Source organism: Hymenobacter citatus (genome assembly GCF_014333615.1).
Classification (GTDB): Bacteria; Bacteroidota; Bacteroidia; order Cytophagales; family Hymenobacteraceae; genus Hymenobacter; species Hymenobacter citatus.
The window spans coordinates 54887-77690 of sequence record NZ_JACSCY010000005.1 but is presented as its reverse complement, the minus strand read 5'-3'; the positions used below and the strand labels follow the sequence as shown (position 1 = coordinate 77690).

18 protein-coding genes are annotated in these 22804 nt (G+C 57.4%); 8 read left to right on the top strand and 10 right to left on the bottom strand.

Going from position 1 to position 22804, the window contains the following annotated elements; genetic code table 11:
* Positions 1-143 precede the first annotated feature (143 nt).
* Positions 144-1175 carry a transglutaminase-like domain-containing protein gene (locus H8B15_RS08440; RefSeq protein WP_343069143.1) on the top strand — a complete coding sequence of 344 codons (1032 nt, stop codon included), beginning with the start codon at positions 144-146 and terminating at the stop codon, positions 1173-1175.
* 108 nt (positions 1176-1283) lie between these two features.
* On the opposite strand, the gene H8B15_RS08435 is transcribed toward H8B15_RS08440, so the two are convergent.
* Entirely contained in the window at positions 1284-2981 is a 1698-nt protein-coding gene (locus H8B15_RS08435) for a S41 family peptidase (RefSeq protein WP_187319242.1), read from the bottom strand.
* Positions 2982-3366: 385 nt separating this feature from the next.
* Here H8B15_RS08435 and ruvX point away from each other — a divergent pair, with 385 nt between their 5' ends.
* Both ruvX and def read left to right on the top strand, forming a co-directional pair.
* Positions 3367-3777: a Holliday junction resolvase RuvX gene (gene ruvX / locus H8B15_RS08430; protein WP_187319241.1), complete on the top strand. Its 411-nt coding sequence runs from the start codon at positions 3367-3369 to the stop codon at positions 3775-3777.
* Positions 3774-4376, top strand: a complete 603-nt coding sequence (def, locus tag H8B15_RS08425; protein WP_187319240.1) for a peptide deformylase — start codon at positions 3774-3776, stop codon at positions 4374-4376. Before ruvX ends, def begins: the two co-directional genes overlap by 4 nt.
* A 122-nt stretch (positions 4377-4498) precedes the next feature.
* On the opposite strand, the gene H8B15_RS08420 is transcribed toward def, so the two are convergent.
* Positions 4499-5284, bottom strand: a complete 786-nt coding sequence (locus H8B15_RS08420) for a hypothetical protein (RefSeq protein ID WP_187319239.1) — start codon at positions 5282-5284, stop codon at positions 4499-4501.
* Positions 5285-5393: 109 nt separating this feature from the next.
* Between H8B15_RS08420 and H8B15_RS08415 the strand changes: the two genes are divergently transcribed.
* From H8B15_RS08415 to H8B15_RS08405, 3 genes are all read left to right on the top strand, one after another.
* Positions 5394-6371 carry a zinc dependent phospholipase C family protein gene (locus H8B15_RS08415; RefSeq protein ID WP_187319238.1) on the top strand — a complete coding sequence of 326 codons (978 nt, stop codon included), beginning with the start codon at positions 5394-5396 and terminating at the stop codon, positions 6369-6371.
* Between the two features lie 114 nt (positions 6372-6485).
* Positions 6486-8822 carry a patatin-like phospholipase family protein gene (locus tag H8B15_RS08410; RefSeq protein ID WP_187319237.1) on the top strand — a complete coding sequence of 779 codons (2337 nt, stop codon included), beginning with the start codon at positions 6486-6488 and terminating at the stop codon, positions 8820-8822.
* A 70-nt stretch (positions 8823-8892) separates the two neighbouring features.
* Positions 8893-9489, top strand: a complete 597-nt coding sequence (locus H8B15_RS08405) for a Uma2 family endonuclease (protein WP_187319236.1) — start codon at positions 8893-8895, stop codon at positions 9487-9489.
* An 83-nt stretch (positions 9490-9572) separates the two neighbouring features.
* On the opposite strand, the gene H8B15_RS08400 is transcribed toward H8B15_RS08405, so the two are convergent.
* The 8 genes from H8B15_RS08400 to H8B15_RS08365 all read right to left on the bottom strand — a co-directional run bounded on the left by H8B15_RS08400 (position 9573) and on the right by H8B15_RS08365 (position 20011).
* Positions 9573-10085, bottom strand: a complete 513-nt coding sequence (locus tag H8B15_RS08400) for a hypothetical protein (RefSeq protein ID WP_187319235.1) — start codon at positions 10083-10085, stop codon at positions 9573-9575.
* Between the two features lie 90 nt (positions 10086-10175).
* On the bottom strand, positions 10176-13400 hold the full coding sequence (gene carB / locus H8B15_RS08395) for a carbamoyl-phosphate synthase (glutamine-hydrolyzing) large subunit (RefSeq protein ID WP_187319234.1): 3225 nt from the start codon (positions 13398-13400) through the stop codon (positions 10176-10178).
* A 95-nt stretch (positions 13401-13495) separates the two neighbouring features.
* Positions 13496-13864, bottom strand: a complete 369-nt coding sequence (locus tag H8B15_RS08390; RefSeq protein ID WP_187319233.1) for a hypothetical protein — start codon at positions 13862-13864, stop codon at positions 13496-13498.
* Between the two features lie 97 nt (positions 13865-13961).
* A complete protein-coding gene (gene carA, locus H8B15_RS08385) occupies positions 13962-15041 on the bottom strand; it encodes a glutamine-hydrolyzing carbamoyl-phosphate synthase small subunit (protein ID WP_187319232.1) in 1080 nt (359 codons plus the stop codon).
* A gap of 478 nt (positions 15042-15519) precedes the next feature.
* Entirely contained in the window at positions 15520-16659 is a 1140-nt protein-coding gene (locus H8B15_RS08380; protein WP_187319231.1) for an aspartate aminotransferase family protein, read from the bottom strand.
* A gap of 250 nt (positions 16660-16909) precedes the next feature.
* Complete coding sequence (argC, locus tag H8B15_RS08375; protein ID WP_187319230.1) at positions 16910-17899, bottom strand: N-acetyl-gamma-glutamyl-phosphate reductase; 990 nt, start codon at positions 17897-17899, stop codon at positions 16910-16912.
* 180 nt (positions 17900-18079) lie between these two features.
* Positions 18080-19264: an argininosuccinate synthase gene (argG, locus tag H8B15_RS08370; RefSeq protein ID WP_187319229.1), complete on the bottom strand. Its 1185-nt coding sequence runs from the start codon at positions 19262-19264 to the stop codon at positions 18080-18082.
* 177 nt (positions 19265-19441) lie between these two features.
* Positions 19442-20011 (bottom strand): GNAT family N-acetyltransferase, encoded by a 570-nt coding sequence (locus tag H8B15_RS08365; protein WP_187319228.1) that lies wholly within the window; start codon positions 20009-20011, stop codon positions 19442-19444.
* Between the two features lie 811 nt (positions 20012-20822).
* Between H8B15_RS08365 and argB the strand changes: the two genes are divergently transcribed.
* Together argB and H8B15_RS08355 are read left to right on the top strand one after the other, a co-directional pair.
* A complete protein-coding gene (argB, locus tag H8B15_RS08360) occupies positions 20823-21605 on the top strand; it encodes an acetylglutamate kinase (RefSeq protein ID WP_187319227.1) in 783 nt (260 codons plus the stop codon).
* Complete coding sequence (locus H8B15_RS08355; protein ID WP_187319226.1) at positions 21593-22660, top strand: M20 family metallo-hydrolase; 1068 nt, start codon at positions 21593-21595, stop codon at positions 22658-22660. Before argB ends, H8B15_RS08355 begins: the two co-directional genes overlap by 13 nt.
* Positions 22661-22804 lie beyond the last annotated feature (144 nt).

Genomic DNA, 22804 nt, shown 5'->3' with positions numbered 1-22804 from the left:
AAGTTACGGTATATCCGGCAAGCGGGTGCCAACGTCATCGGGAAAGTACTTGGTTCCGAAGCAGTTTCCCAAGAGCGCCGTCATTTGCTCGTATCTTTGTTGAGAATGGCCCTTGGCCTTGTATATACTATACTCAGCAACACGTGAAAATTCGAGAACGGGGACCGCGCCGGCCGGCGCGGGTAGCTACTCTGGTAGCCGCTCTAGGGCTTATTAGCCAATCTGTGATGTTTGCGCAGTCGCCTGCGCCTCGCAGCCGCACAGTAGCCGTGGAATACACGGCCACACTCCACGACCTACCCACTACCGTTCACTACCTGGACCTGTGGCTTCCCGTGCCGCACAACGATAAGTCACAGGAGATTACTGGGGTCAGCATCACCTCGCCGTACCGCTACGAAATAGCGACTGGCCCCTACAACAACCAGATGGTGCACCTGCGCGTGGCGCAGCCACCGGCCGATGGGTTCACGGTAAAGCTACAGTTCCAGGCCGTGCGCCGCGAGCACCTGAATCCATTTTTGAGCGCGGGCCGCAAGTCGAGCAAGGCCGACGTGAACGACCCCAACATGGCCCGGTGGCTCCAACCCGACCGCCTCGTACCGCTGGATGCCAAAATTAAGACCTGGGCCACGGAGGTAGTGACCAAAGCCGGCGCCAAAACCGACCTCGAAAAGGCTCGCGCCATCTACAACCACGTAGTCAGCACGGTGCAATACGACAAAACCGGCCAGGGCTGGGGCCGCGGCGACATCTACTACGCCTGCGACGCCCGCCGCGGCAACTGCACCGATTTCCACGCCATTTTTATCGGCTACTGCCGGGCGCTAGGTATTCCGGCGCGCTTCAGCATCGGCTTTCCCCTACCCGCCGAGCGGGGCAGCGGCCAGGTGCAGGGCTACCACTGCTGGGCTGAGTTTTACACCAAACAAACCGGCTGGGTGCCCATCGATGCTTCTGAGGCGGCCAAGAACCCAGACCGCCGCCAGTACTTCTTCGGCGCCCACGACGAAAACCGCGTGGAGTTTACCCGCGGCCGCGACCTGACCCTGACGCCCCCGCAGCAAGGCGACCCGCTCAACTACTTCATCTATCCTTATGCTGAAATAGATGGTAAACCTTTCGATAAAATCGACCGGAAGTTCACGTATCAGGATAAAGCGCCAGTGCAGTAGAGGGAGCCTGTCCTTTCGACCAGCGGGAGAAATCTCGCGTGCTGATGATAGATACTATCTTTCGTCAGCACGCGAGATTTCTCCCGCTGGTCGAAAGGACGTTCTTACTTACTTCATCGACGTCAAATTCTGCGTGAGTAGCGCGGAGCCGTTCTGAAAGCTGCGCATGGCCTGAAGCAACTCAGGATCTTGCTGTTGCATCACTTGGTAAAAGGCCGTGTTGCCGTAGGCGTGGCGCGCAATAAGGGCCTTCAACTGCGTGCGGAGTAACAGGGCGCACCGATTTTGCTCAACTAGGGAAGCGCGGGCACCGGCTTTGGCTGCCAGGGCGGCCAGCACTTTCAGCTGCTGATCCGTAATCTGAAACTGCTGATTGAACTGCTCAAAGCGCAGGCCGGCCAGCTCTGCTTGGTGGTCCTGGTAGAAGTTGAGGGCAAACTCCCGGATCAGGTTCAGCTTTTGCAACTTACTGTAGTAGGCCGATTGCAGCAGCGTGTCGCCGGGCACGAAGAGGTCGGGCATGATGCCGCCGCCGCCGTACACGGTGCGGCCATGGGCCGTGCGGTAGCGCAGGGAGTCGGCAAAATGGATGCTGTCGGCATGCAGGTACTCACCGCGGCGCTGGCGGTTGGCTAGCTCCTGCTCGTAGGCCATTGCACCACCCTGGTACGACTTCTGAATGCAGCGCCCCGAGGGTGTGAAATAGCGGGCAATAGTCAGGCGCAGCTCCGAGCCGTCGTTGAGCGTGATGGGCTGCTGCACTAGGCCTTTGCCAAACGTGCGCCGGCCTACCAGTAGGGCGCGGTCGTGGTCTTGCAGGGCGCCGGCCACTACCTCGGCGGCTGAAGCGCTGTTTTCGTCTACCAGCACTACCAATGGTCCTTCCTCGAACTCGCCAGTTACACGGGCGAAGGTTTGGGTATCGTACTGGTCGCCTTTGCCATCGGTATACACCAGCTTGCGGGTGCCGCCAATAAACTCATCGGCGATTTTGGTGGCGCGGTCGAGGTAGCCGCCGGGGTTGCCGCGCAGGTCCAGGACCAAGCGGATCATGCCCTGGCGACGCAAGTCGCCCAGCGCTTGCTTAAACTCATCAAACGTGCCACTAGCAAAGCGGCTGATTTTAATAAACCCCGTTTGATTATCCAGCATATAGCTCACATCCAGTGAGTTGTTGGCAATGCGGTTGCGCGTGACCAGCATGGTGATAGGGGCGTGCTGGTGGCGGCGCATTACCAGCAGTGGCACGCGGCTGCCGCGTGGCCCCCGCAGCAACCCCAGTACCGACTCCAGCGAGGTATGCTTACCCGAAACAGTGGTTTCGCCGATGCGCAGGAGCCGGTCGCCGGGTAGCAGGCCGGCCATGTCGGCGGGGCCGCCGCTGAGTGGGGCTACTACCGTCACAGTGTCATGGAAGATGTTGACTTCGGCCCCTACCCCGTCAAAATCGCTTTGAAGCAGTACCGAAGCCTGCTGCTGCTCGCGGGCCGGAATGAATACCGTGTGCGGGTCCAGCTGCTCCAGCATCCGGCTGATGGCGTAGTCCGACAGGGCTTCAGCATCCACCGAGTCCACATAGTCGCGGTCTACGTAACTCAGAATTTCCTTGAACTTAAGGTAGCCACGAGAGGTGCCATCGGGATTCTGACTGGACGGCCGAAACGGGTTAGCGCCCACCAAAATGCCGCAAACCAGCACGATAGCCAGCAGCATAGGTTGCCGTACCTGCCACTGCCGATTATTGGGTGCTTGTTCCGGCGTTGCGGTTGGGCGAGGGGTAGGGGCAGTGGTTGGCTCAACAGGCATAAACGAAAGCAGCGTGGTGGGTCGGGTGATAGTTCAATCCTGCAAAAAAGTGCCTTGCTTAGGAATAGTAAAACTTTTTCAAGAATAAAGCCATACTATTGAATGGTATTGGTTTTCCAATAACAATACAATTTGATCTTATATTAGGGCTATATATAGCATTTTTTACATAATATTTACGTGAAACAAGCGCAGTTAGATTGCGCTATATAATAGTGCATGAATTATAATTATATATAGTGAATAGATATGGCTTGACGTATAAAGAAAGGAGGGTAGTAACTAATAGCCATATTCTGGCAGTTCCACTTGGTCGTCGTATCTTTGTGGGGCCCACCCGAGCAGGAACTATACGGTGTGGGTAAGTGGTTTTTTACAGTTACAAATGGGGCGCATTCTTGCTATTGACTACGGTCACAAACGCGTGGGCCTGGCCGTAACGGACCCCTCGCAACTCATTGCATCGCCGCTGGATACGGTGCACAGCAAAGACCTACTGGCCTACCTGAAAGCCTACCACCAGCGCGACCCGCTGGCGGCGCTAGTGGTAGGAATGCCGCGTACCCTACTCAATGAGGCCACCGATGCTACCAGCGCTGTAGTAGGTCTGGTGCGGCAGCTACGGCGCGAGTTTCCGGCGGTGCCGGTGCATGAGGTCGACGAACGGTTTACCTCGCGCATGGCGCACGCTACCATGCTGGCCGGCGGGCTAGGCAAGAAGGCCCGCCGCGACAAAGCCACGGTGGACCGCATTAGCGCGGCCATCATTTTGCAATCTTTCCTTGAATCCCGATGATTTACCCTGTTGTTGCCTTCGGCGACCCTGTTTTGAAAGTTCGCGCCCGCGACCTGCCCATTGATTTCTCCGCTGACGAGCTAAAACAGCTCGTGGCCGATATGTACGATACCATGTACTATGCCCACGGGGTAGGCCTGGCCGCGCCCCAGATTGGCAAGAGCATCCGCCTGTTCGTGATTGACTCGGCGCCGATGGTAGACGAGGAGGACGAAAACGGCGAGCCGGTGCAGCTGGAAGCCACCGCGCAACCCGTAAAGCGCGCCTTTATTAACCCACAGATTGTGCACGAAGAAGGCGAGGAGTGGGGTTTTGAGGAAGGCTGCCTGAGCATTCCGGGCGTGCGCGAGATGGTGTACCGCCAGCCCGTGGTAACGCTGCGCTACGAGGACGAAAACCGCCAGCCGCACGAAGAAACCTTTTCCGGCATGACGGCCCGCGTGATTCAGCACGAGTACGACCACTTGGAGGGCGTGCTGTTCACAGATAAGATTTCGGCCTTTAAAAAGCAGTTTATCAAAGGCAAACTCGCCCGCATCAGCAAAGGCGACGTGAAAGCCGATTACCGGATGCGGTTTCCAGTGGTGAAGCAGCGGTAGGGAGACATATCTATCTCATGTAAGCAAAACTGATATATCCGTTGGGGTATATCAGTTTTTTGTTTTTCTTGATATGTACTACCTGTCATGTCATAGTTGCTAGCGCAATGTAGTAGCCCGAACTACTCCTGGACCTCACCAAATTCCTTAGCCAGCAGCTTGCCGTAGTAGCTCTGCTTCAGCGAGTCGGGTAGGGCGCGGTAGTAGGGCCGGAGCACCGGCTGGACGTTAGTTATCTTGGCGTTATCCAGTAGGGCGTAGGCGGTGAGGTCGGAATGGGGATACTGCTTGGCGAAAAGCACCGATGATTGGGCCATGTACTTAGGAAAACGTCCTTCGAAGCGCCGTGCTGAATCGGACCACTGCTCCACGAGGGCGCGGTTGCCGGAATCGTAGGTTTGAACCAGCTTCGCGGTCACAAGGCTTTTATCCACGAAGAATTTGTTCCAGAGACTATCGTTGAGGTATAAGTAGCGTTCCAGCTCTTTTTGTTGCGGTGAAGTAGAAAATATTACCGCATTCCGAAGGTAGGAGCCGAGACCAAGCCGTTGGTAGACATAGTAGAAAGTACGCTTTTCCTGCTCTTTCGGCAAAACCGTTAGCTGCACAGAATCGGCTGGTAGATAGATGGTAGCACCTATACCGAAATTCTTATCTGTAGGCTTATGGCCAAAGACATAATACACACCAGGTTGCGCAATGGTACCTGATAAAACCAACTGACCGGCCTGCCTTTGGGCAGTATCCAGTGTGTTATAAGAAGGAGGGAGGCCCCTGAGCGTAACGGAGCAGTCGGTGCAACCGTCGATTTTTATCAGGTAGGGGTATGTCTGCTGCTTTTGCTGGCAGCCGGGCACCAGTGTCAGTAGCACGAAAGAAAGGCTGTAGTAAATGACGTGTCGTAGCATAAGCAGATACTTCGGGGGTAGGAGATGCTTAAGCTACTCATAAATCAGCACTGCAGAACGTTGGTACGATATTATTACGGAAGGCTTTCCATCGGTGTATCATGCTGCTATGAAAGCTATTACTATCCTCCTCGCTTTATGCTTACTACTCCTTCCCGCCGCTCCTACCCACGCCTGGGGCTTCTTCAGCCACCGACTCATTAACCGGCTGGCCGTTTTTACCTTACCCCGCGAAATGATTGGCTTTTATAAAGCCAACATCGACTACCTCACCGAAAACGCCACCCGCCCCGATTCGCGCCGCACCGTAGTGCCCGGCGAGGCTGCCCGCCACTTCCTGGATGTGGACGCGTACGGCGACTCGGCCCTTACCAAGCACGGCCTACCCCGCAACTTCGCCGATGCCGTGGCCCGCTACGGCGAAGACTCCCTGATGCGCCACGGCATTGTGCCCTGGCAGGTAGCCCAGATGAAAGGCCAGCTCACGGCCGCTTTCCGGGCGCACGACACTGACCGCATCCTGCACCTCTCCGCCGACCTGGGCCATTACGTAGCCGATGCCTGCGTGCCCCTGCATACCACCCGCAATTACAACGGTCAGTTTACGGGCCAGCGGGGCATTCACGGGTTGTGGGAAAGCCGCTTGCCGGAGCTATTGAGCACCGATTATGACCTGATGGTAGGCCAAGCTGCCTACCTTGAGCGGCCCACGGAGGCTATCTGGCAGGCCGTGGCTGCCTCACACGCTGCCGTCGATTCGGTGTTGCGCTTCGAGCGGGAGCAAACCGTGCTGTTTGCCGCCGACCGCAAGTACGGCTACGAGGAGCGCGGCGGGCAAACCATCAGGACGTATTCTCGCGATTTTGTTCGCGCCTACCACCGCCAGCTCAACGGGCAGGTAGAGCGCCGTATGCGGCAGGCCGTGCGGCTGGTGGCGGCCTTTTGGTACACTTGCTGGGTGGATGCCGGTCAGCCTGATCTGGATAAGCTACCCCGCACGCCCTCGGCCAGAGAGCAGGAGCGTTTGGCCCAGGAGGCAGCTCGTCAGCAGGCACCAGCGGTGTCTGTACCGGGCCACGAAGAATAGCCAGTGGGGTAGGCAGCTACACATGCTCTAAAAAGGTAGATTACCGCCAAAACCTGACCGCGCTGATTGCGTACGAAACTCGCCGCTGGCTCAGCGGCTTTGTCATATAACTTTATGAAGAACTACTACAGTTTACTTGTCGCTCTGCTGCTGCTACTGGGTATAGTCCCTCCAGGACAGGCGCAGAAGGTAGGCTTGGTACTGAGTGGCGGCGGTGCTAAAGGACTGGCACACGTGGGTGTGCTGCGCGTGCTGGAGAAAAACCGCATTCCCATCAACTACATTGTGGGTACTAGTATGGGCGCCATTGTAGGGGGAATGTATGCGGCCGGCTACTCGCCCGATGAGATTGAGGAAATTGTGCTAAAGCCAGAATTTCAGAACTGGGTAAATGGCTCCCCCATCGAAGGGAAGGTCTACAATTACTACGACATCGACCCCACGCCTGCTGCTCTGCACCTGCGCCTGGCCATCGACTCTACCTTGAAAACCCGCGTGACGCCCAAGCTCGTCAACGACGTGACGCTGAACTACGTGCTGGCTACCATGCTGGCCCCCGCCGGCGCCATTGCCAACTACAATTTCGACAAGCTGCTGGTGCCCTACCGGAGTGTAGCTTCGGAGGTGTTCACCCGCGAGAAAGTGGTGCAGAAAAGCGGCTCGCTGTCCGATGCCGTGCGCAACTCCATGGCGTTTCCGCTGGCGTTTCGGCCCATCCGGCAGGAAGACGGCCGCTACCTGTTCGATGGGGCCGTGGTGGATAACTTCCCCACCGATGTGATGCGCCGGGAGTTCAATCCTGACATTATGATTGGGGTGAATGTGGGCGACGTGGCGTTTGATAAATACCCCAAGGAAAAAGATGATCAGCTGCTTGCCGGCACACTGATATTCCTGGGTTCTAATGTGGCTGATACTACATCGGTAGGCCCGAATGGCATTTACATACAGCCTAATCTAAACGATATCACGGCAGCCGATTTCAACCAAGTGAAGCAGTTGATTCAGTACGGCGCGCAGGCCGCTGAGCGCAAAATGCCGCTGATTCTGGAACGCATCCAGCGGCGCGAGGATACTGTGGCACTACAGGCGCGGCGTCGGGCTTTTCAGGAACAGGCTCCGCGCCCGGTGTTCAAGCGCATCGACGTGCAGGGTCTGCCTCAACGACAGCAAGGCTTTGTGCGCCGTTTCTTTCAGAAAACAGGGTCCAGCTACTCGCCTAGCGATATTGAGGAGGGCTACTACCGCCTAGTCAACAACGATTTCTTCAACAACGTGTACCCCCGTATCAACTACAACGACCAGCTGAAAGGCTACGTGTTGAACGTGGATGCGCGCCAGAATTCCAACCTGACTACCGACTTGGGCGTGCTGCTGTCTACCCGCTCCATGAGCAACATCTACCTGGGCCTGGGCTACCGCTACCTCAACAAATACCTGTACTCGGTGCGGGCCGATGCCACCATTGGGCGCTTCTACAACGGGGCGCGGGGCTCGTTCCGCATCAGCATTCCCGGCAACACGCCGCTCTATTTCGAGCCCACTATCACCTTCAACAACTTCAATTACCAGGATACAGGCGGGCTGCTGGGTACCTCAGCCCAGAATACCCAGCTCCAGCAGCGTGACCTGAAAACCTACCTACAGGTAGGCATCAGCCCCAACTACCGCAGCCGCTACGTGCTGAGCGTGGGCGCCTTCACCAACCGCGACCGGTTTGCCAACACCAGCGACATCAACACCAGCGCTACCCTGGACCAAGACCGGCTGCAAGGGGCTACCGGCGCCATTCGCTTCGAGCGCAACTCCCTGAACCGCCGACAATATGCCGTGAGTGGCCGGCGTGTGGAGTTTGGCTTTCGGGGTGTGGCGGCGCGGGAAAAATACGTGCCCGGCAGCACCGCCGACAGCTTGCAAGGGCTTAGTCGCAACCACCAGTGGGTGAAGCTGGGCATCTACAACGAGCAATACTTCACGTTCAATAAAACCGACTCGGTGGGTAGCAAGGTGCACGCCTGGGGTTACTTGGTAGAGTCGCAGATTAGTACGCAGGGGCGGTTTGCCAACTACCGCGCCTCCCTCACCATGGCTCCCGCCTTCCTACCCCTGCCCGACTCGCGTACCATCTTCCTCGACCGTTACCGGGGTACGGCTTACGCTGCGGCGGGCCTGCGCTACATCAAGGCTATTGTGGGCAACCTGGAGTGGCGCACCGAAGGCTACGTGCACGTGCTGGTGCGCCCCTGGGAGCGGCAGGAGGCCAACCCGCTGCTGGCCCAGCGCGGCCCTGCCATCAGCCGGCCCTATTTCATCGCCATGACGGGCTTTGTATACCAGACGCCCGTAGGCCCGGCCTCGCTGCAATTCATCCACTACGATGCGCCTACCCGGCAGTTCAGCGTGTTTGCGCACATAGGCTTCGTGCTGTTTCGGGAACGGTCGTTGGATTAGGGTAGGATTGCTCCGTATCGTGCCGCGTTGCTATTTCGTATCTTTGGTAAGTACCTCTTTTGCTGATGCTATGACACTTGCTAACATCGATAACGCGGTGGTGTTGCGCGGCTCCCTGTTGACTCGTCTCACGGATGACGAGTTCTTCGACTTCTGCCAGCAAAACCCCGACCTGCGCCTAGAGCGCACCGCCGACCACGAAATTATTGCCATGCCCCCCGCCGGAGCCGAATCCAGCCGTAAATCAAACGAAGTATTGTTCCAGTTGACGCTGTGGAACCGTCAACACCAGTTAGGCTACGTGTTTGAGTCCTCCGCTGGCTTTACCCTGCCCGACGGTTCTGTCCGCTCGCCTGATGCCTCGTGGGTACCCAAAGCCGCCTACGATGCCCTCACGGAGCAGCAACGGCTGCGTTTCCCACCCGTCTGTCCCGTGCTGGTGGTAGAAGTCCGTTCACCTTCGGATGGGTTGACTGCCTTACGCCGTAAGATGGAAAACTACCTGGAAAATGGTGTAGCCGTAGGCTTTCTACTCGACCCCAACACCGAAACCGCCACTATCTACCGCCAAGGACAGAAACCGGAGGAAATCTATGGGTTCGACAGCAGTTTGAGTGCCGAGCCAGCATTGCCGGGGTTTATGCTGGATTTGCGGCCGCTACGGTAGAAGAGTTGACTGGCGCGAGCTTAATATAGCGTAACGCGCGTCATTAAGGGTCAATAAGAAATATGTGTACTCAATGAAGCACATTACTGAGTCTTCAAATACATAACACGACCATTAGGATAAGCCTTTGCTGTTGTAACCAGTAAATTAAATCCTGCCTGCGCAGCCTTGCTGCCTGACTTCCCGAAAGCGCATGCTTCCGAGTTGGATTTGCGCTTTCGAGGGTTGGCATTACGGGATGCACTATGAGTATTGGTTATGCTGCTTCCACTTAATGTAAGGATGCCGGGTACTGTTTGAGAAATAACCACTGTCATAGTCACTGCACCCAATTTTCGATTTTCTGAACCATTAGCCAGGGTAAGGTAATCGGCAGAAAGCCCTATTTGCTTCTGATAAGCAATTTGAAAACCTTGGGCTTGCAGTAAAGCAGCTATTGCACGCAAGGCTATTTGCGCGCTATCAGTTGTGTATAAAATAACCCGATCGGTGCCTTCACCAGGCAGTATGGTTGGCTGCTGCCAATGCTCCGGGAACTGAGCTAACGTTTGGCTGCATAAGCAAAGGAATAAGCCAACTATACATAGGATCTTCATTACGTAACAGTCTATGGTGTAAAAAAGAAACCGTTGAATAACCCAAGATCAGGCCATTCAACGGTTTCATCAAATTAGAGCTTCGCGCCTCTACTGCGCCTTATATTCGTTCCAGCTCTTGATCTTCAGATCCGACATTTCCAGCTTGCAGAACGCCTTGATAAACGCCTTGGCCAAGCGCGCATTCGTAATCAACGGCGTGTTGAAATCGACTGCTGTGCGGCGGATTTTGTAGTCGTTGTCCAGCTCGCCCTTGGTCAGGTTCTTGGGGATGTTGATGACTAGGTCGATTTTCTTCTCACGCAGGTAGCTGATAACGTTCGGCTCCTGGTAGTCATCGGGCCAGAAGAGGAGTTGGGAGGGCACGCTGTTTTCGGCGAAGAAGCGGTGCGTGCCCTGGGTGGCGTAGAGCGTGTAGCCCTTTTGCACCAGCAGCTTCGCGGCGGACAGGAGCGCCACCTTCGAGGCAATCGGCCCGCCGGAAATCAGCACCGACTGCTTGGGAATGCGGTAGCCCACCGACAGCAGCGACTTCAGCAGCGCCTCTTCCGAGGTGTCGCCCAGGCAGCCTACCTCGCCGGTCGAGGTCATGTCCACGCGCATCACCGGGTCGGCGCCTTGCAGGCGGGGAAAGGAAAATTGCGAGGCCTTCACGCCCACGAAGGTAGAGTCGTATACCAGCTCGCTGGCGTCGCGCTCCACGGGCAGGCCCAGCAGCACCTTGGTGGCTTTCTTGATGAAGTTGTGGCCCGAAATCTTCGACACGAAGGGGAAGCTGCGCGAAGCCCGCAGGTTGCACTCAATCACGCGGATTTCGCCGTTTTTCTCCAAGAACTGAATGTTGAACGGCCCGCTGATTTCAAAGCGTTTGGCCACCTGCTCGGCAATGGTTTTCAGCTTGCGCACCGTGCCCACATACACCCGCTGGGGCGGGTAGTACATGGTGGCGTCGCCGGAGTGCACGCCGGCAAACTCCACATGCTCAGAAATGGCGTAGCTCACAATCTCGCCGTGGTCGGCTACTGCGTCCAGCTCAATTTCCTTGGCATCCTGAATGAACTCCGATACCACCACCGGGTACTCGGCGCTAACCGCCGAGGCCAGATCCAGGTAGGCTACCATCTCGTCGCGGTTCGACACCACATTCATGGCCGCGCCCGACAGCACGTAGCTCGGCCGGATCAGCACCGGGAATCCTACCTCCTGCACAAACTCGTACACCGCATCCAGAGTCGTCAGCTCGCGCCAGCGCGGTTGGGCAATGCCTAACTCATCCAGAATAGAGGAAAACTTATGGCGGTTTTCGGCCTCGTCGATACGGGCGGGGGCGGTGCCCAGCACCGGCACCTCGGCGTCGGCCAGGCGGGTAGCCAGGTTGTTCGGAATCTGGCCGCCGGTGCTCAGAATCACGCCGCTGGGCTGCTCGAAGTCCAGAATGTCCATCACCCGCTCGTAGCTCAGCTCCTCGAAGTAGAGCCGGTCCGATACATCGTAGTCCGTCGAAACGGTTTCGGGGTTGTAGTTGATAATGATAGACTTGTAGCCTTCCTCGGTAGCAGTTTGGGCGGCATTCACGCCGCACCAGTCAAACTCCACCGATGAGCCAATGCGGTACACGCCCGAGCCCAGCACCACCACCGATTTGTCGGTTTCGGGCTCCAGGTCGTTTTCGGTGCCGTGGTAGGTGGTGTAGAGGTAGTTGGTTTGAGCCGGGAATTCGGCCGCCAGCGTGTCAATCTGCTTCACTACGGGCAGCACGCCCAGTGCTTTGCGCTGCTCGCGCACCACCAGCTCGTTGGCTTTCACGTCCTGGTTGCCGTAGAGCTTCACGGCCAGTTGCTGGTCGGAGAAGCCGGCCTTCTTGGTTTCGCGCAGCAGTTCGTAAGGTAGGGCCTCGGCTGAGTCCAGCTCGCCTACCTGGTTGCCCAGCTGGAAGATGGTGTAGAGGCGCTGCAAAAACCACAGGTCAATTTTGGTGAGGTCGTGTACCCGCTCGATGGTGTAGCCCGCCTCAAACGCCAGGTTGATAGCGAAGATGCGCTCCTCGTTCGGCTCGCTCAGGAGCTTGTCGATGGTAGTGGCATCCACGGTTTCGGCGGGGTTGGCCACGAAGCCGCGCTTGCCGGTGTCCAGCATCCGCAGGCCTTTCTGGATGGCTTCCTCGAACGATTTGCCGATGCTCATCACCTCGCCCACGCTCTTCATGCTGCTGCCAATCTGCCGCGCCACGCCCGAGAATTTGCCCAAGTCCCAACGCGGCAGCTTGCACACCACGTAGTCCAAAGCCGGCTCGAAGAAGGCTGAAGTCGTCTGCGTCACGCTGTTTTTCAGCTCCGATAACGCGTAGCCCAGGCTCAGCTTAGCGGCCACAAACGCCAAGGGGTAGCCCGTGGCCTTGGAGGCCAGCGCCGAGGAGCGCGACAGGCGCGCATTCACCTCAATCACGCGGTATTCCTCCGAGAACGGGTCCAAGGCATACTGAATGTTGCACTCGCCCACAATGCCCAAGTGGCGGATGGTCTTGATGCCGATGCTGCGCAGCTTGTGGTACTCGCGGTTGCTCAAGGTCTGCGACGGCGCCACCACGATGCTCTCCCCGGTATGGATACCGATGGGGTCGAAGTTCTCCATGTTGCAGACCGTGATGCAGTTATCATACTGGTCGCGCACCACTTCGTACTCCACTTCCTTCCAGCCTTTCAGCGACTCCTCTACCAGAATCTGGTCGGAAGTAGTGAAGGCTTTCTCGGCCAAAGCGCGCAGCTCGTCGTCGTTGTTGGCGAAGCCGCTACCCAGGCCGCCCAGCGCAAACGCCGCCCGCACGATGATGGGGTAGCCGATTTCTTCGGCGGCTTTCAACGCATCGTCCATAGTCGTCACGGCCCGGCTGCGGGCAATGAGCACACCAATTTGGTCGAGCTTGTCCTTGAAAATGTCGCGGTCCTCGGTGTCGATGATGCTCTGCACCGGCGTGCCCAGCACCTTCACGTTGTATTTCTCGAAGATGCCGCCCTGGTATAGGGCCACGGCGCAGTTCAGGGCCGTTTGGCCGCCAAAGGCTACCAAAATCCCATCGGGCTGCTCCTTTTTGATGACCTCCTCCACGAAGTAGGGCGTCACGGGCAGGAAGTATACGTCGTCGGCAATGTTGTCCGACGTCTGCACGGTGGCGATGTTGGGGTTGATGAGGATGGTACGAATACCCTCCTCCTTCAGAGCCTTCAGGGCCTGCGAGCCGGAGTAGTCAAATTCGCCGGCCTCGCCGATTTTCAGCGCGCCCGAGCCAAGGACCAGGACTTTTTGTGGTTTGTTCATTCTAAGAGGTGGGTCACAAACCGCTGGAACGGTTATGTTAAAAGGCAGTCGTATAAAGTCGGCTACGGCCGATCCCCTGTATGGCAGGGTAGGTTTTATTCAGTAAAGAGAGTGTCGCTTCTCACTATCTCCCAGTTGCCGGACGGTCGTTTGGTCATCCAGATTTTGATACTTGCATCGGCGCGTTCACCATCCAATAAAAAGCGAAAAACAAGAGAGTCTTTTTTGGCATTCAGGTTCTCAACCTTAAAGTTTTTGGCTGTTATTCTCCCAGTTCGACTAGTTATCCGGGGAGAAACTCTGGCTGAACTCATGGCTTTTGCAATCAAATCAGCTGGTTCACCAAGCATTGCTTTCATGAGTGTCTGCTGTCCCATCGTCCTGACAAAATAGAACGCGGCGAAAGCCAAAAGACCCAACAGCATATACCCCCAGTTCGGAAAACCTCTACCTTTTGCTTGCATAAGGGTAATGGTCTAGGAAGTGAAGAAGGAGGAGAAAGGCACGCCATGCTTTACTTTCAATGCGCTCAGGTAAGTATGACATTCTTTCTCAGCTTTTCTACTTCCCCTCCTTATACTCCTCTACCGCCTTCAAAAAGTCATCAAACATAAACTCCGTATCCTGTGGCCCACCGGCAGCTTCGGGGTGAAACTGGGTGGAGAAGAACGGCTTCGAGACGTGCTTGATGCCTTCGCAAGTGCCGTCGTTAAGGTTCTCAAACAGCATGGTCCACTCGGCGGGTAGGGTGTCGGTATCCACGGCGAAGCCGTGGTTTTGGCTGGTGATGTAGCTGCGCTGGGTGCCGGTGAGCTTCACGGGCTGGTTGTGGCTGCGGTGGCCGTACTTCAGCTTGAAAGTGTCGCCGCCCGCGGCCAGGCCCATGAGTTGGGAGCCCAGGCAGATGCCGAAGATGGGCTTGTCCTGCTGCAAGGCCTTTTGCAGGTTGCTGATGGTTGGCTCGCACATCTTCGGGTCGCCGGGGCCGTTGCTGAGGAACAGGCCGTCGTAGTCGAGGGTAGTGAAGTCGTAGTCCCAGGGCACGCGGATCAGCTCCACGTCGCGCTCCAGGAAGCAGCGGATGATGTTGGTCTTGGTGCCGCAGTCCACCAGCACGATTTTGTTTTTGCCGCTGCCGTAGTGCTTCACCTCGGTGGGGCTCACCTGGGCCACCAAGTTGTCCTGGTTGGGGTCGTGCAGGGGCACGTCTTCCTCGGCCACGATTTTGCCCAGCATGGCGCCTTTCTCGCGTAGCTTCTTGGTGAGCAGGCGTGTATCCACGTCGAAAATACCGGGGATGTTGTACTCGGCCAGCCAGTCGCCCAGGCTCTTGGCGGCGTGCCAGTGGCTGTGTTCCTCGGAGTAGTAGTTCACTACCAACCCAGCAATGTGAATCTTGTCCGACTCGAAAATCTTGGAAATCGACTCGTACAGATCTTCGCCAGGCACGCCGTAGTTGCCCACCATGGGGTAGGTGAGCACCAGAATCTGCCCGGCAAACGACGGATCGGTGAGGTTTTCGGGGTAGCCGGTCATGGCCGTGCTGAACACGACTTCGCCCGCGGCGGAGGTGAAGGCGCCGAAGGATTTGCCCTGGATTTCGGTGCCGTCTTCGAGGATGAGTTTTACTGTCTGGGTCATGTCGTTCTGGTGGGCGCCTCACCCCCTAGCCCCTCTCCTAGGGGAGAGGGGGACTAGCTTCTAGCTGTAGAGCTAGTGTGGAGGTAGGCTAAAAACTAAAACTATTTTTTAGAGCTAGTTCCCCTCTCCCGGAGGGGAGGGGGCTAGGGGTGGGGTGAACCGCCCCGATATTTTTTCGGCTGGAACAGGACCGAAAACCAGGGGTCTGTTCCAGCCGAAGCAGGAGGTAAGCCAAACGGGAGCGAAGGAATGCGTTTCACGAAGTCCAGCGCACTGCCGCTTCCAGATGTCAGGCATCGGGAAGTCGGGCGGGCACGACTGCGGCACGGAAAAGGGGATGGCCGTTCTTTCAGGGAAAGAACCAGCCGGCTGCTGCGAACTGGTAGCCAATGGCAGCGTGCAGCTAATCAGAAGGGGAGCTTGGCTCGTGAGCTTCGTCGTGCTACTCATTGGGGCTGCAAGTTAGGCCACAAGTCGCTTACTTCCTCGCCTCCGCCGGAATAAGTGTGTACAGCGCCTCCAAAAACCGGTCTACCTCCTCCCTAGTGATATTCAGCGGCGGCAGCAGGCGCAGCACGCCGGGGTCGGAGGCGTTGCCCACAAAAATGTGGTGCTCCGTGAGCAGCTTGTCGCGCACCTCTTTCACGGGGAAGTCGTACTTGATGCCCAGCATCAGGCCCCGGCCGCGGATTTCCTCGGCGCCGGCGTTGGCTTCCAGCTCCTGGCGCAGGTAGGCGCCCAACTCGCGGGCATGCTCTAGTAGGTTTTCCTGCTCGATGACTTCCAGCACCGCCAGCGCGGCGGCGCAGGCCAGGTGGTTGCCGCCGAAGGTGGTGCCCAACAGTCCATACGACGCCTTCAGGTGCGGCGCAATCAGGATGCCGCCGATGGGGAAGCCGTTGCCCATGCCCTTCGCCACCGAAATAACGTCGGGCCGGATGCCCGCCCACTGGTGCGCGAAAAACTTGCCGCTGCGGCCGTAGCCGCACTGCACCTCATCGGCAATGAGCAGGGCGCCGTATTGCTGACACAGCGCCGCCAGCCCGCGCAGGAACTCGTCGGAGGGCATGATGATGCCGCCTACTCCCTGGATGGGCTCGATGATGGCCGCGCACACGTCGCCGGCTTGCAGGGCCTGCTCCACCTCGGCCAGGTCGTAGGGTAGGAAGCTCACGGCGTGCCCCGCGTTGAAGGGCGCCACAATCTTGGGGTTGTCGGTAGCCGCCACCGCGCCCGACGTGCGGCCGTGAAACGCTCCCTTAAACGCCAGCACGCGGTTTTTACCGGTGTGGAACGACGCCAGCTTCAGCGCATTCTCGTTGGCCTCGGCACCCGAGTTACACAGAAACAGCCCGTACTCCGGGTAGCCCGACACCTCGCCCAGCTTCTCGGCCAGCTCCCGCTGAATCGGAATCTGCACCGAGTTGGAGTAAAAACCCAGGTTTTGCAGCTGCTCGGTGAGGCGTTGCACGTAGTGCGGGTGGCTGTGCCCGATGGAAATCACAGCGTGGCCGCCGTAGAAGTCGAGGTATTCCTGCCCGTTGTCGGCCCACAGCTTCGCCCCCAGCGCCCGCACGGGCGTGATATCGACGAGCGGATAAACGTTGAAGAGGTCCATCTGAAATTCGTTAAATAAGAGGTAAGCCGTCTTTAAGAAGGCCCCATTCCGTCTCTAAAAAGTATTGAAAGACTTATACAGTAGAAAACCGCCGAAATCAAAAAGGCTAGAAAAAGAGCTATGGTGATTCTAACCACTTTTGAGACCTCTTTTAATCGCCACAAAAGAGGAATAGTAATTAGAGGCGTCAACGGTATGCTAAACCATATTGCTTGTCCAATTACATCTGCGGCACTCATTCTGTGACCAATTAAAACAACGCCGCTTTCAACCCCAGCCCTGTCTTCTCCGGCAGCCCAAACAGCAAGTTCATATTCTGCACCGCCTGCCCCGAAGCACCTTTAATCAGGTTATCAAGAGCCGACGTAATCAGCAGCTGCTTGCCAAATTTCTGCACGTGTAGCAGGCACTTATTGGTATTTACTACCTGCTTCAGGTGGATTTCCTTGTCCGACACCGTGGTGAAAGCCGCGTCGGCGTAGAACTGCTGGTACAGCGCCCGCGCCTCGTCCTGCGTCAGCTCCGAAGGCGTGTAGACCGAGGCGAAGATGCCCCGCGTGAAGTTGCCGCGGTAGGGAATGAAGTTGATGTCGACCTCGGCCTGGGGCTGGAACTGCCGCAGACTCTCACCAATCTCGCCCAGGTGCTGGTGCTTGAAGGGCTTGTAGATGGAGATGTTGCCGGTGCGCCAGGTGAAGCCGGTGGTGTCTGTCAGCTCCCGACCCGCGCCGGTGCTGCCCGTAATGGCCGATACGTGCACGGCATCCGTGAGCTTGCCCGCCGCGGCCAGGGGTAGGAGCGCCAGCTGAATAGCCGTGGCAAAGCACCCCGGATTGGCAATGCTCTGCGCTTGCTGGATACGGCTGCGGTTCAGCTCCGGCAAGCCGTACACAAACTCCCTACCCTCAAACTCGGCGTCGGCTTCCAGGCGGAAATCGTTGCTGAGGTCGATGACGGCAGTGGTTTCGGGCAGCGGGTGCTGCGCCAGCCACGCCTTGGAGTTGCCGTGGCCCAGGCACAGGAACACCACGTCTTCGTCGCCGGCCAGCTCCGTGGCAAACCGCAGGTCGGTGTCGCCCACCAGGTCGTCGTGCACCTGGTACACGGGGTTGCCGGCATTCGACGAGCTGACAACGGCGCTCAGTTCCGCGTATTCGTGGTGCAGCAGCAGGCGAATCAGCTCGCCGGCCGTATAGCCCGCGCCGCCCACAATGCCGACTTTGATGTTGTTATTTTGCATGTTCTGGCGTTGCGCCTCACCCCCCGGCCCCCTCTCCGAAAAGGAGAGGGGGAGCCACGGCAGCGCAAACGCAAAAAGCTAGAGCTAAAAAAGAAAGACTAAAAACTAGAGCTAGTCCCCCTCTCCTTTTTCGGAGAGGGGGCTAGGGGGTGAGGCGCCCACGGAGGGCGAACCACTAGGTTACTCGTTGAACGAGCTATGAATCCGCAGCTGGTTGCTGAAAATCTTGATGAAGCCCCGTGCGTCGCGCGAGTCCCAGGCGTTATTTTCCTCGCCGTAGGTCGCCACCTTCGACTGCATCATGTCGTACTTCGACTCGATGCCTTCCAGCTCAAACTGGTAGGGCTTCAGCTTCACGAACACCGTGCCCGACACCCGCTCCTGCGACGACTCCAGCAACGCCTCGAAGTCGCGCATCACTGGGTCGAGGTACTGGGCTTCGTGCAGCAGCGTGCCGTACCAGTTGGCCACGTATTCCTTGTGAATCTGCTGCCAGCGCGAGCTGGTGTGCTTTTCCAGCAAGTGGTGGCCTTTCAGCAGAATCAGCGGGGCGGGCGCCTCGAAGCCTACCCGGCCCTTGATGCCTAGAATGGTGTCGCCCACGTGCGTGTCGCGGCCGATGGCGTACTGGCCGGCCAGGTCGTTGAGCTTTTGGATGAGGGCCACGGGGGCCATCTGCTCGCCGTTTAGCGCTACCGGCTCACCTTTTTCGAAGGTGATTTCGATGCTGGTGGGCTCCGTCTGGGTAAGCTGGGTAGGATAGGCTGATTCGGGCAGGGCCTGGCGCGAGGTCAGCGTCTCGACGCCGCCCACGCTGGTGCCCCAAATGCCCACGTTGATGGAGTATTTGGCCTTTTCCCAGCTCATCTCGAAGCCCTGGCTTTGCAGGTACTCAATTTCCTGCTGGCGCGAGAGTTTCAGGTCGCGGATGGGCGTGATGATTTCCGTGTTGGGCGCAATGACGGCAAACGCCACGTCGAAGCGCACCTGGTCGTTGCCGGCGCCGGTGCTGCCGTGGGCAATGTACTCGGCCCCGGTGCTGCGGGCGTACTCGGCAATGGCCAGGCTCTGAAACATACGCTCGGCACTCACACTCAGCGGGTACGTATCGTTCTTCAAGATATTCCCGAAAATCAGGTAGCGCACACACTCGTGGTAGAATCGCTCCGTCACGTCAATCACCTCGTGCGTGGTGGAACCCAATTCGTAGGCGCGCTTCTCAATGGCGGCCAATTCTTCAGGCGAAAAACCGCCCGAATTTACAATTACCGTGTGGACTTCCAGCCCAAGTTCGCGCGACAAATACACGGCGCAATACGACGTGTCGAGGCCGCCGCTATAGGCTAAGACTACCTTTTTCTTCATTTCTAGGAGTTGGAGGATGGTTGCGAAAGTAAGGGAGAGGGAATTTAGTAGAATGTCATGCTGAGCGCAGCGCAGCGGAGTCGAAGCATCTCGCGTGCTGACGTTGCGCAACTAACCCAACGATGCGAGCGAGATGCTTCGACAAGCTCAGCATGACGTTTTTCTACGCAAAGAGCACTACCGCAGAATCTCGATAGATTCCTGCACAACCTTACCGTACTGGTCATTCAGGTTGTCGTAGACCATGCCGGTGCAGAGGCACATTTTGCGCTCATTTTCCTGCAAGATGTGGTAATTCTTGCAGCTCATGCAGCCTTTCCAGAAATCGTCGCTCTGCGTCAGCTCTGGAAAGGTGACGGGGCGGTAGCCCAGCTCCGAGTTGATTTTCATCACGGCGGCGCTGGTGGTGATGCCGAAGATTTTAGCCGCCGGGTACTTGGTGCGCGAGAGTTTGAACACCTCGTGCTTGATGGCGCGGCCCAAGCCTTCCTTGCGCAGCTCGGTGTTCACGATGAGGCCGGAGTTCACCACGAACTTGGCATCGTCGAACGTCTCGATGTAACAGAAGCCGGCCAGCTCATCGTCCACGAAGGCGATGATGGCGTCACCGTTTTGAATCTTCTTAATCAGATAATTGGGGTCGCGCTTGGCGATGCCCGTGCCTCGCGTCTTGGCCGACTCAACGTACCATTGGCAGAGGGTATCGACATATTGAATGTCGGCGAAAGTAGCGACGCGTAAGTTCATGGAGATACGGCGATGCTTGCCTACAGAGGTAGGCAAAATGTCTCGAAAAGCAGGAATGCGAAAAGAGAGCCGTTGCTGCCAGAAATGGCAGTTTTAGGCAACCGGGGCCGGCGGGACGGGTACTCGGGTAGGACTTCCATATCCGGCTAGTACAGCATAAGCTGGTAGCCGGGCTGATAGGGCCGCCAGAAGGCCCGCAATCAGCGCATGAATAACTGTCCTACACCCGTCGTCGCATCATTTCGGTTGAGTTTATTTCCGCCAGCTACCGAGCAGGTTAGGTGCACGGCGGAAAATTTTTGCAAACATAAACCCCGTAGAGGATATTGCAAGCGTTTACTGAAAATAGCCTTGCTTGGTTGTGGAATTAACCAATTCTTAATCAAGCCGTTGTCAGCGTTGCGAAAATCACATGGGGGTGAAAAAGATTGTGCAAGGAACGCGCCAAAGCGCTTGGCGGTATCGGCAGCCGCACGTAATCAAGACGTTAAGGGTACCTGCCGAATAGAACTATTCTAGTTCGGCTATATAACACGTGCCGGCCGTAGCAGTTCATTTTCTAGGACAAAATTTTGTTTGCGCATGCTGGTGTGTGAGAACGTCATTTCGACCAGCGGGAGAAATCGCGCGTGTTGACGTTAGGTAATAACCGTTATGCTGAGCTTGTTGAAGCATCGCTACTGTGAGCAATTCTCCGTTGACCGTAACGAAGCGGTAAAGATGCTTCGACAAGCTCAGCAGGGCAGTACTATCAAGCCAGATTTCGCTCGCTAATGGAAATGACGTTCTTTGCGTACTCCTTCCATTCGCGATGAAAGAACAACTGAAAATAGTCAAGATAGGCGGCGGTGTGCTCGACGATCCGGAGCAGTTGCACCAGTTTGTAGCCGAGTTTCACCGCCTCCCCGGCCACAAGGTACTAGTGCACGGCGGTGGTAAGGGCGCTAGTACCCTGCTGCAAAGCCTCGGTATTGAACCCCAAATGGTGAATGGCCGCCGTGTGACCGACGCCGCCACACTGGACGTGGTGACGATGTTTTACGCCGGCAAAACCAACAAGCTGCTGGTGGCCCTGCTGCAAGCGCACGGCACCGATGCCCTAGGCCTTTCCGGTGCCGACGGCAACGTGCTGCGCGCCACCCGTCGCCCGGTAGGCGCGGTAGACTACGGCTACGTGGGCGACCTAACCGACCAGAGCGTGAATACCGAGCTGCTGCAAACCCTACTCGGCGCGGGCCTCACGCCTGTGTTCTGCGCCATTACCCACGACGGCCAAGGTCAGCTGCTCAACACCAACGCTGATACCATTGCCAGTGTATTGGCCCGCGCCCTGGCGCCGCTCTACGAGGTAGCGCTGCACTTCTGCTTTGAGAAAGACGGCGTGCTGCGTGATGTGAACGATAATAGCTCCGTGATTCCGCAAATCACGCCCGTGCTTTTTCAGGAGTTGAAAGCCAGTGGCGCCATTGCGGCCGGAATGCTGCCCAAGCTGGAAAACGCCTTTGCCGCGCTGGATGCGGGGGTAGAGAAAGTCATCATCGAAAACGCACTGAAAATCAACGAACCTGTGAAAACCGTGCTATGCCGGAGCTAGTAGACCACTTGGCCGAGGAAGCGGTTCAACTGCTCATCCGATTGATTCGTGTGCCGTCCTACTCGCGGGAGGAGGCCGATACGGCCGCGCTGCTGGAGCAGTTTCTACAGGCACACAGCACCGAGGTGCACCGCGACGCCAACAACGTGTGGGCCGTGTCGCGCAACTGGCAGGACGGCCGCCCCACCGTGCTGCTCAACTCTCACCATGATACCGTGAAGCCCGGTGCTTCTTGGACGTATGACCCATTCGGGGCCACCGTGGAGGGTGATAAGCTCACGGGCCTGGGTAGTAATGATGCCGGTGCCTCAGCCGTGAGCCTGCTGGCAGCCTTTCTCTACTTCGAGGAAAACCCGCTGCCGTTCAACCTGATCTGCGCCATCACGGCCGAGGAGGAAGTGTCGGGTGCCAACGGCATCCGCCGCCTGCTGCCCCTGCTGCCCAAGATTGATCTGGGCATCGTAGGTGAGCCGACGCGGATGGACCTGGCCGTGGCTGAAAAGGGCTTGGTCGTGCTCGACTGCGTGGCGCACGGCCGCACCGGTCACGCCGCCCGCGAGGAAGGCGACAACGCGCTATACAAGGCGTTGGACGACGTGCAGCTACTACGCAACTACCAGTTTTCCCGCGTGTCGGAGCTGCTGGGGCCGGTGAAGCTCTCCGTAACGCAGATTCAGGCCGGCACCCAGCACAACGTGGTACCCGACCGCTGCACGTTTGTGGTAGACGTGCGGACCAACGAGCTGTATACCAACCAGGAAGTAGTGGAAATCATCCGCGGGATGGTAGGGGCCGAAGTCACGCCGCGCTCCACCCACCTCAACTCCTCGCGCATTGCGCTGGCGCACCCGCTGGTGCAGCGCGGGTTGGCGCTGGGTAGGCGCACGTTCGGCTCCGTTACGCTTTCTGACCAGTCGATGATGCCATTTACGACCGTTAAAATCGGCCCCGGCGACTCGGCCCGCTCGCACACGCCGGATGAGTTTATTTATTTAAGCGAGATTCGCGGTGGGGTGCAGGGCTACGTAGAACTGCTGCAAGGGCTAGAGCTGTAACGCGAAGCTCTGCTTCGCGACCGTTCGCGCCATAAGGCAAAAGCAGTGTATGTATGTCGTTCACACGGTCGCGAAGCAGAGCTTCGCATTACTTACTCAACGCTACATTTCAAAACATAAACCTATTCTTTCTCTCTTCGGAGA

Coding starts and splice junctions, on each gene's coding strand:
- H8B15_RS08435 (WP_187319242.1), bottom strand. CDS start 2,981: ATGCCTGTTGAGCCAACCACTGCCCCTACCCCTCGCCCAACCGCAACG.
- ruvX (WP_187319241.1), top strand. CDS start 3,367: ATGGGGCGCATTCTTGCTATTGACTACGGTCACAAACGCGTGGGCCTG.
- def (WP_187319240.1), top strand. CDS start 3,774: ATGATTTACCCTGTTGTTGCCTTCGGCGACCCTGTTTTGAAAGTTCGC.
- H8B15_RS08420 (WP_187319239.1), bottom strand. CDS start 5,284: ATGCTACGACACGTCATTTACTACAGCCTTTCTTTCGTGCTACTGACA.
- H8B15_RS08415 (WP_187319238.1), top strand. CDS start 5,394: ATGAAAGCTATTACTATCCTCCTCGCTTTATGCTTACTACTCCTTCCC.
- H8B15_RS08410 (WP_187319237.1), top strand. CDS start 6,486: ATGAAGAACTACTACAGTTTACTTGTCGCTCTGCTGCTGCTACTGGGT.
- H8B15_RS08405 (WP_187319236.1), top strand. CDS start 8,893: ATGACACTTGCTAACATCGATAACGCGGTGGTGTTGCGCGGCTCCCTG.
- H8B15_RS08400 (WP_187319235.1), bottom strand. CDS start 10,085: ATGAAGATCCTATGTATAGTTGGCTTATTCCTTTGCTTATGCAGCCAA.
- carB (WP_187319234.1), bottom strand. CDS start 13,400: ATGAACAAACCACAAAAAGTCCTGGTCCTTGGCTCGGGCGCGCTGAAA.
- H8B15_RS08390 (WP_187319233.1), bottom strand. CDS start 13,864: ATGCAAGCAAAAGGTAGAGGTTTTCCGAACTGGGGGTATATGCTGTTG.
- carA (WP_187319232.1), bottom strand. CDS start 15,041: ATGACCCAGACAGTAAAACTCATCCTCGAAGACGGCACCGAAATCCAG.
- H8B15_RS08380 (WP_187319231.1), bottom strand. CDS start 16,659: ATGGACCTCTTCAACGTTTATCCGCTCGTCGATATCACGCCCGTGCGG.
- argC (WP_187319230.1), bottom strand. CDS start 17,899: ATGCAAAATAACAACATCAAAGTCGGCATTGTGGGCGGCGCGGGCTAT.
- argG (WP_187319229.1), bottom strand. CDS start 19,264: ATGAAGAAAAAGGTAGTCTTAGCCTATAGCGGCGGCCTCGACACGTCG.
- H8B15_RS08365 (WP_187319228.1), bottom strand. CDS start 20,011: ATGAACTTACGCGTCGCTACTTTCGCCGACATTCAATATGTCGATACC.
- argB (WP_187319227.1), top strand. CDS start 20,823: ATGAAAGAACAACTGAAAATAGTCAAGATAGGCGGCGGTGTGCTCGAC.
- H8B15_RS08355 (WP_187319226.1), top strand. CDS start 21,593: ATGCCGGAGCTAGTAGACCACTTGGCCGAGGAAGCGGTTCAACTGCTC.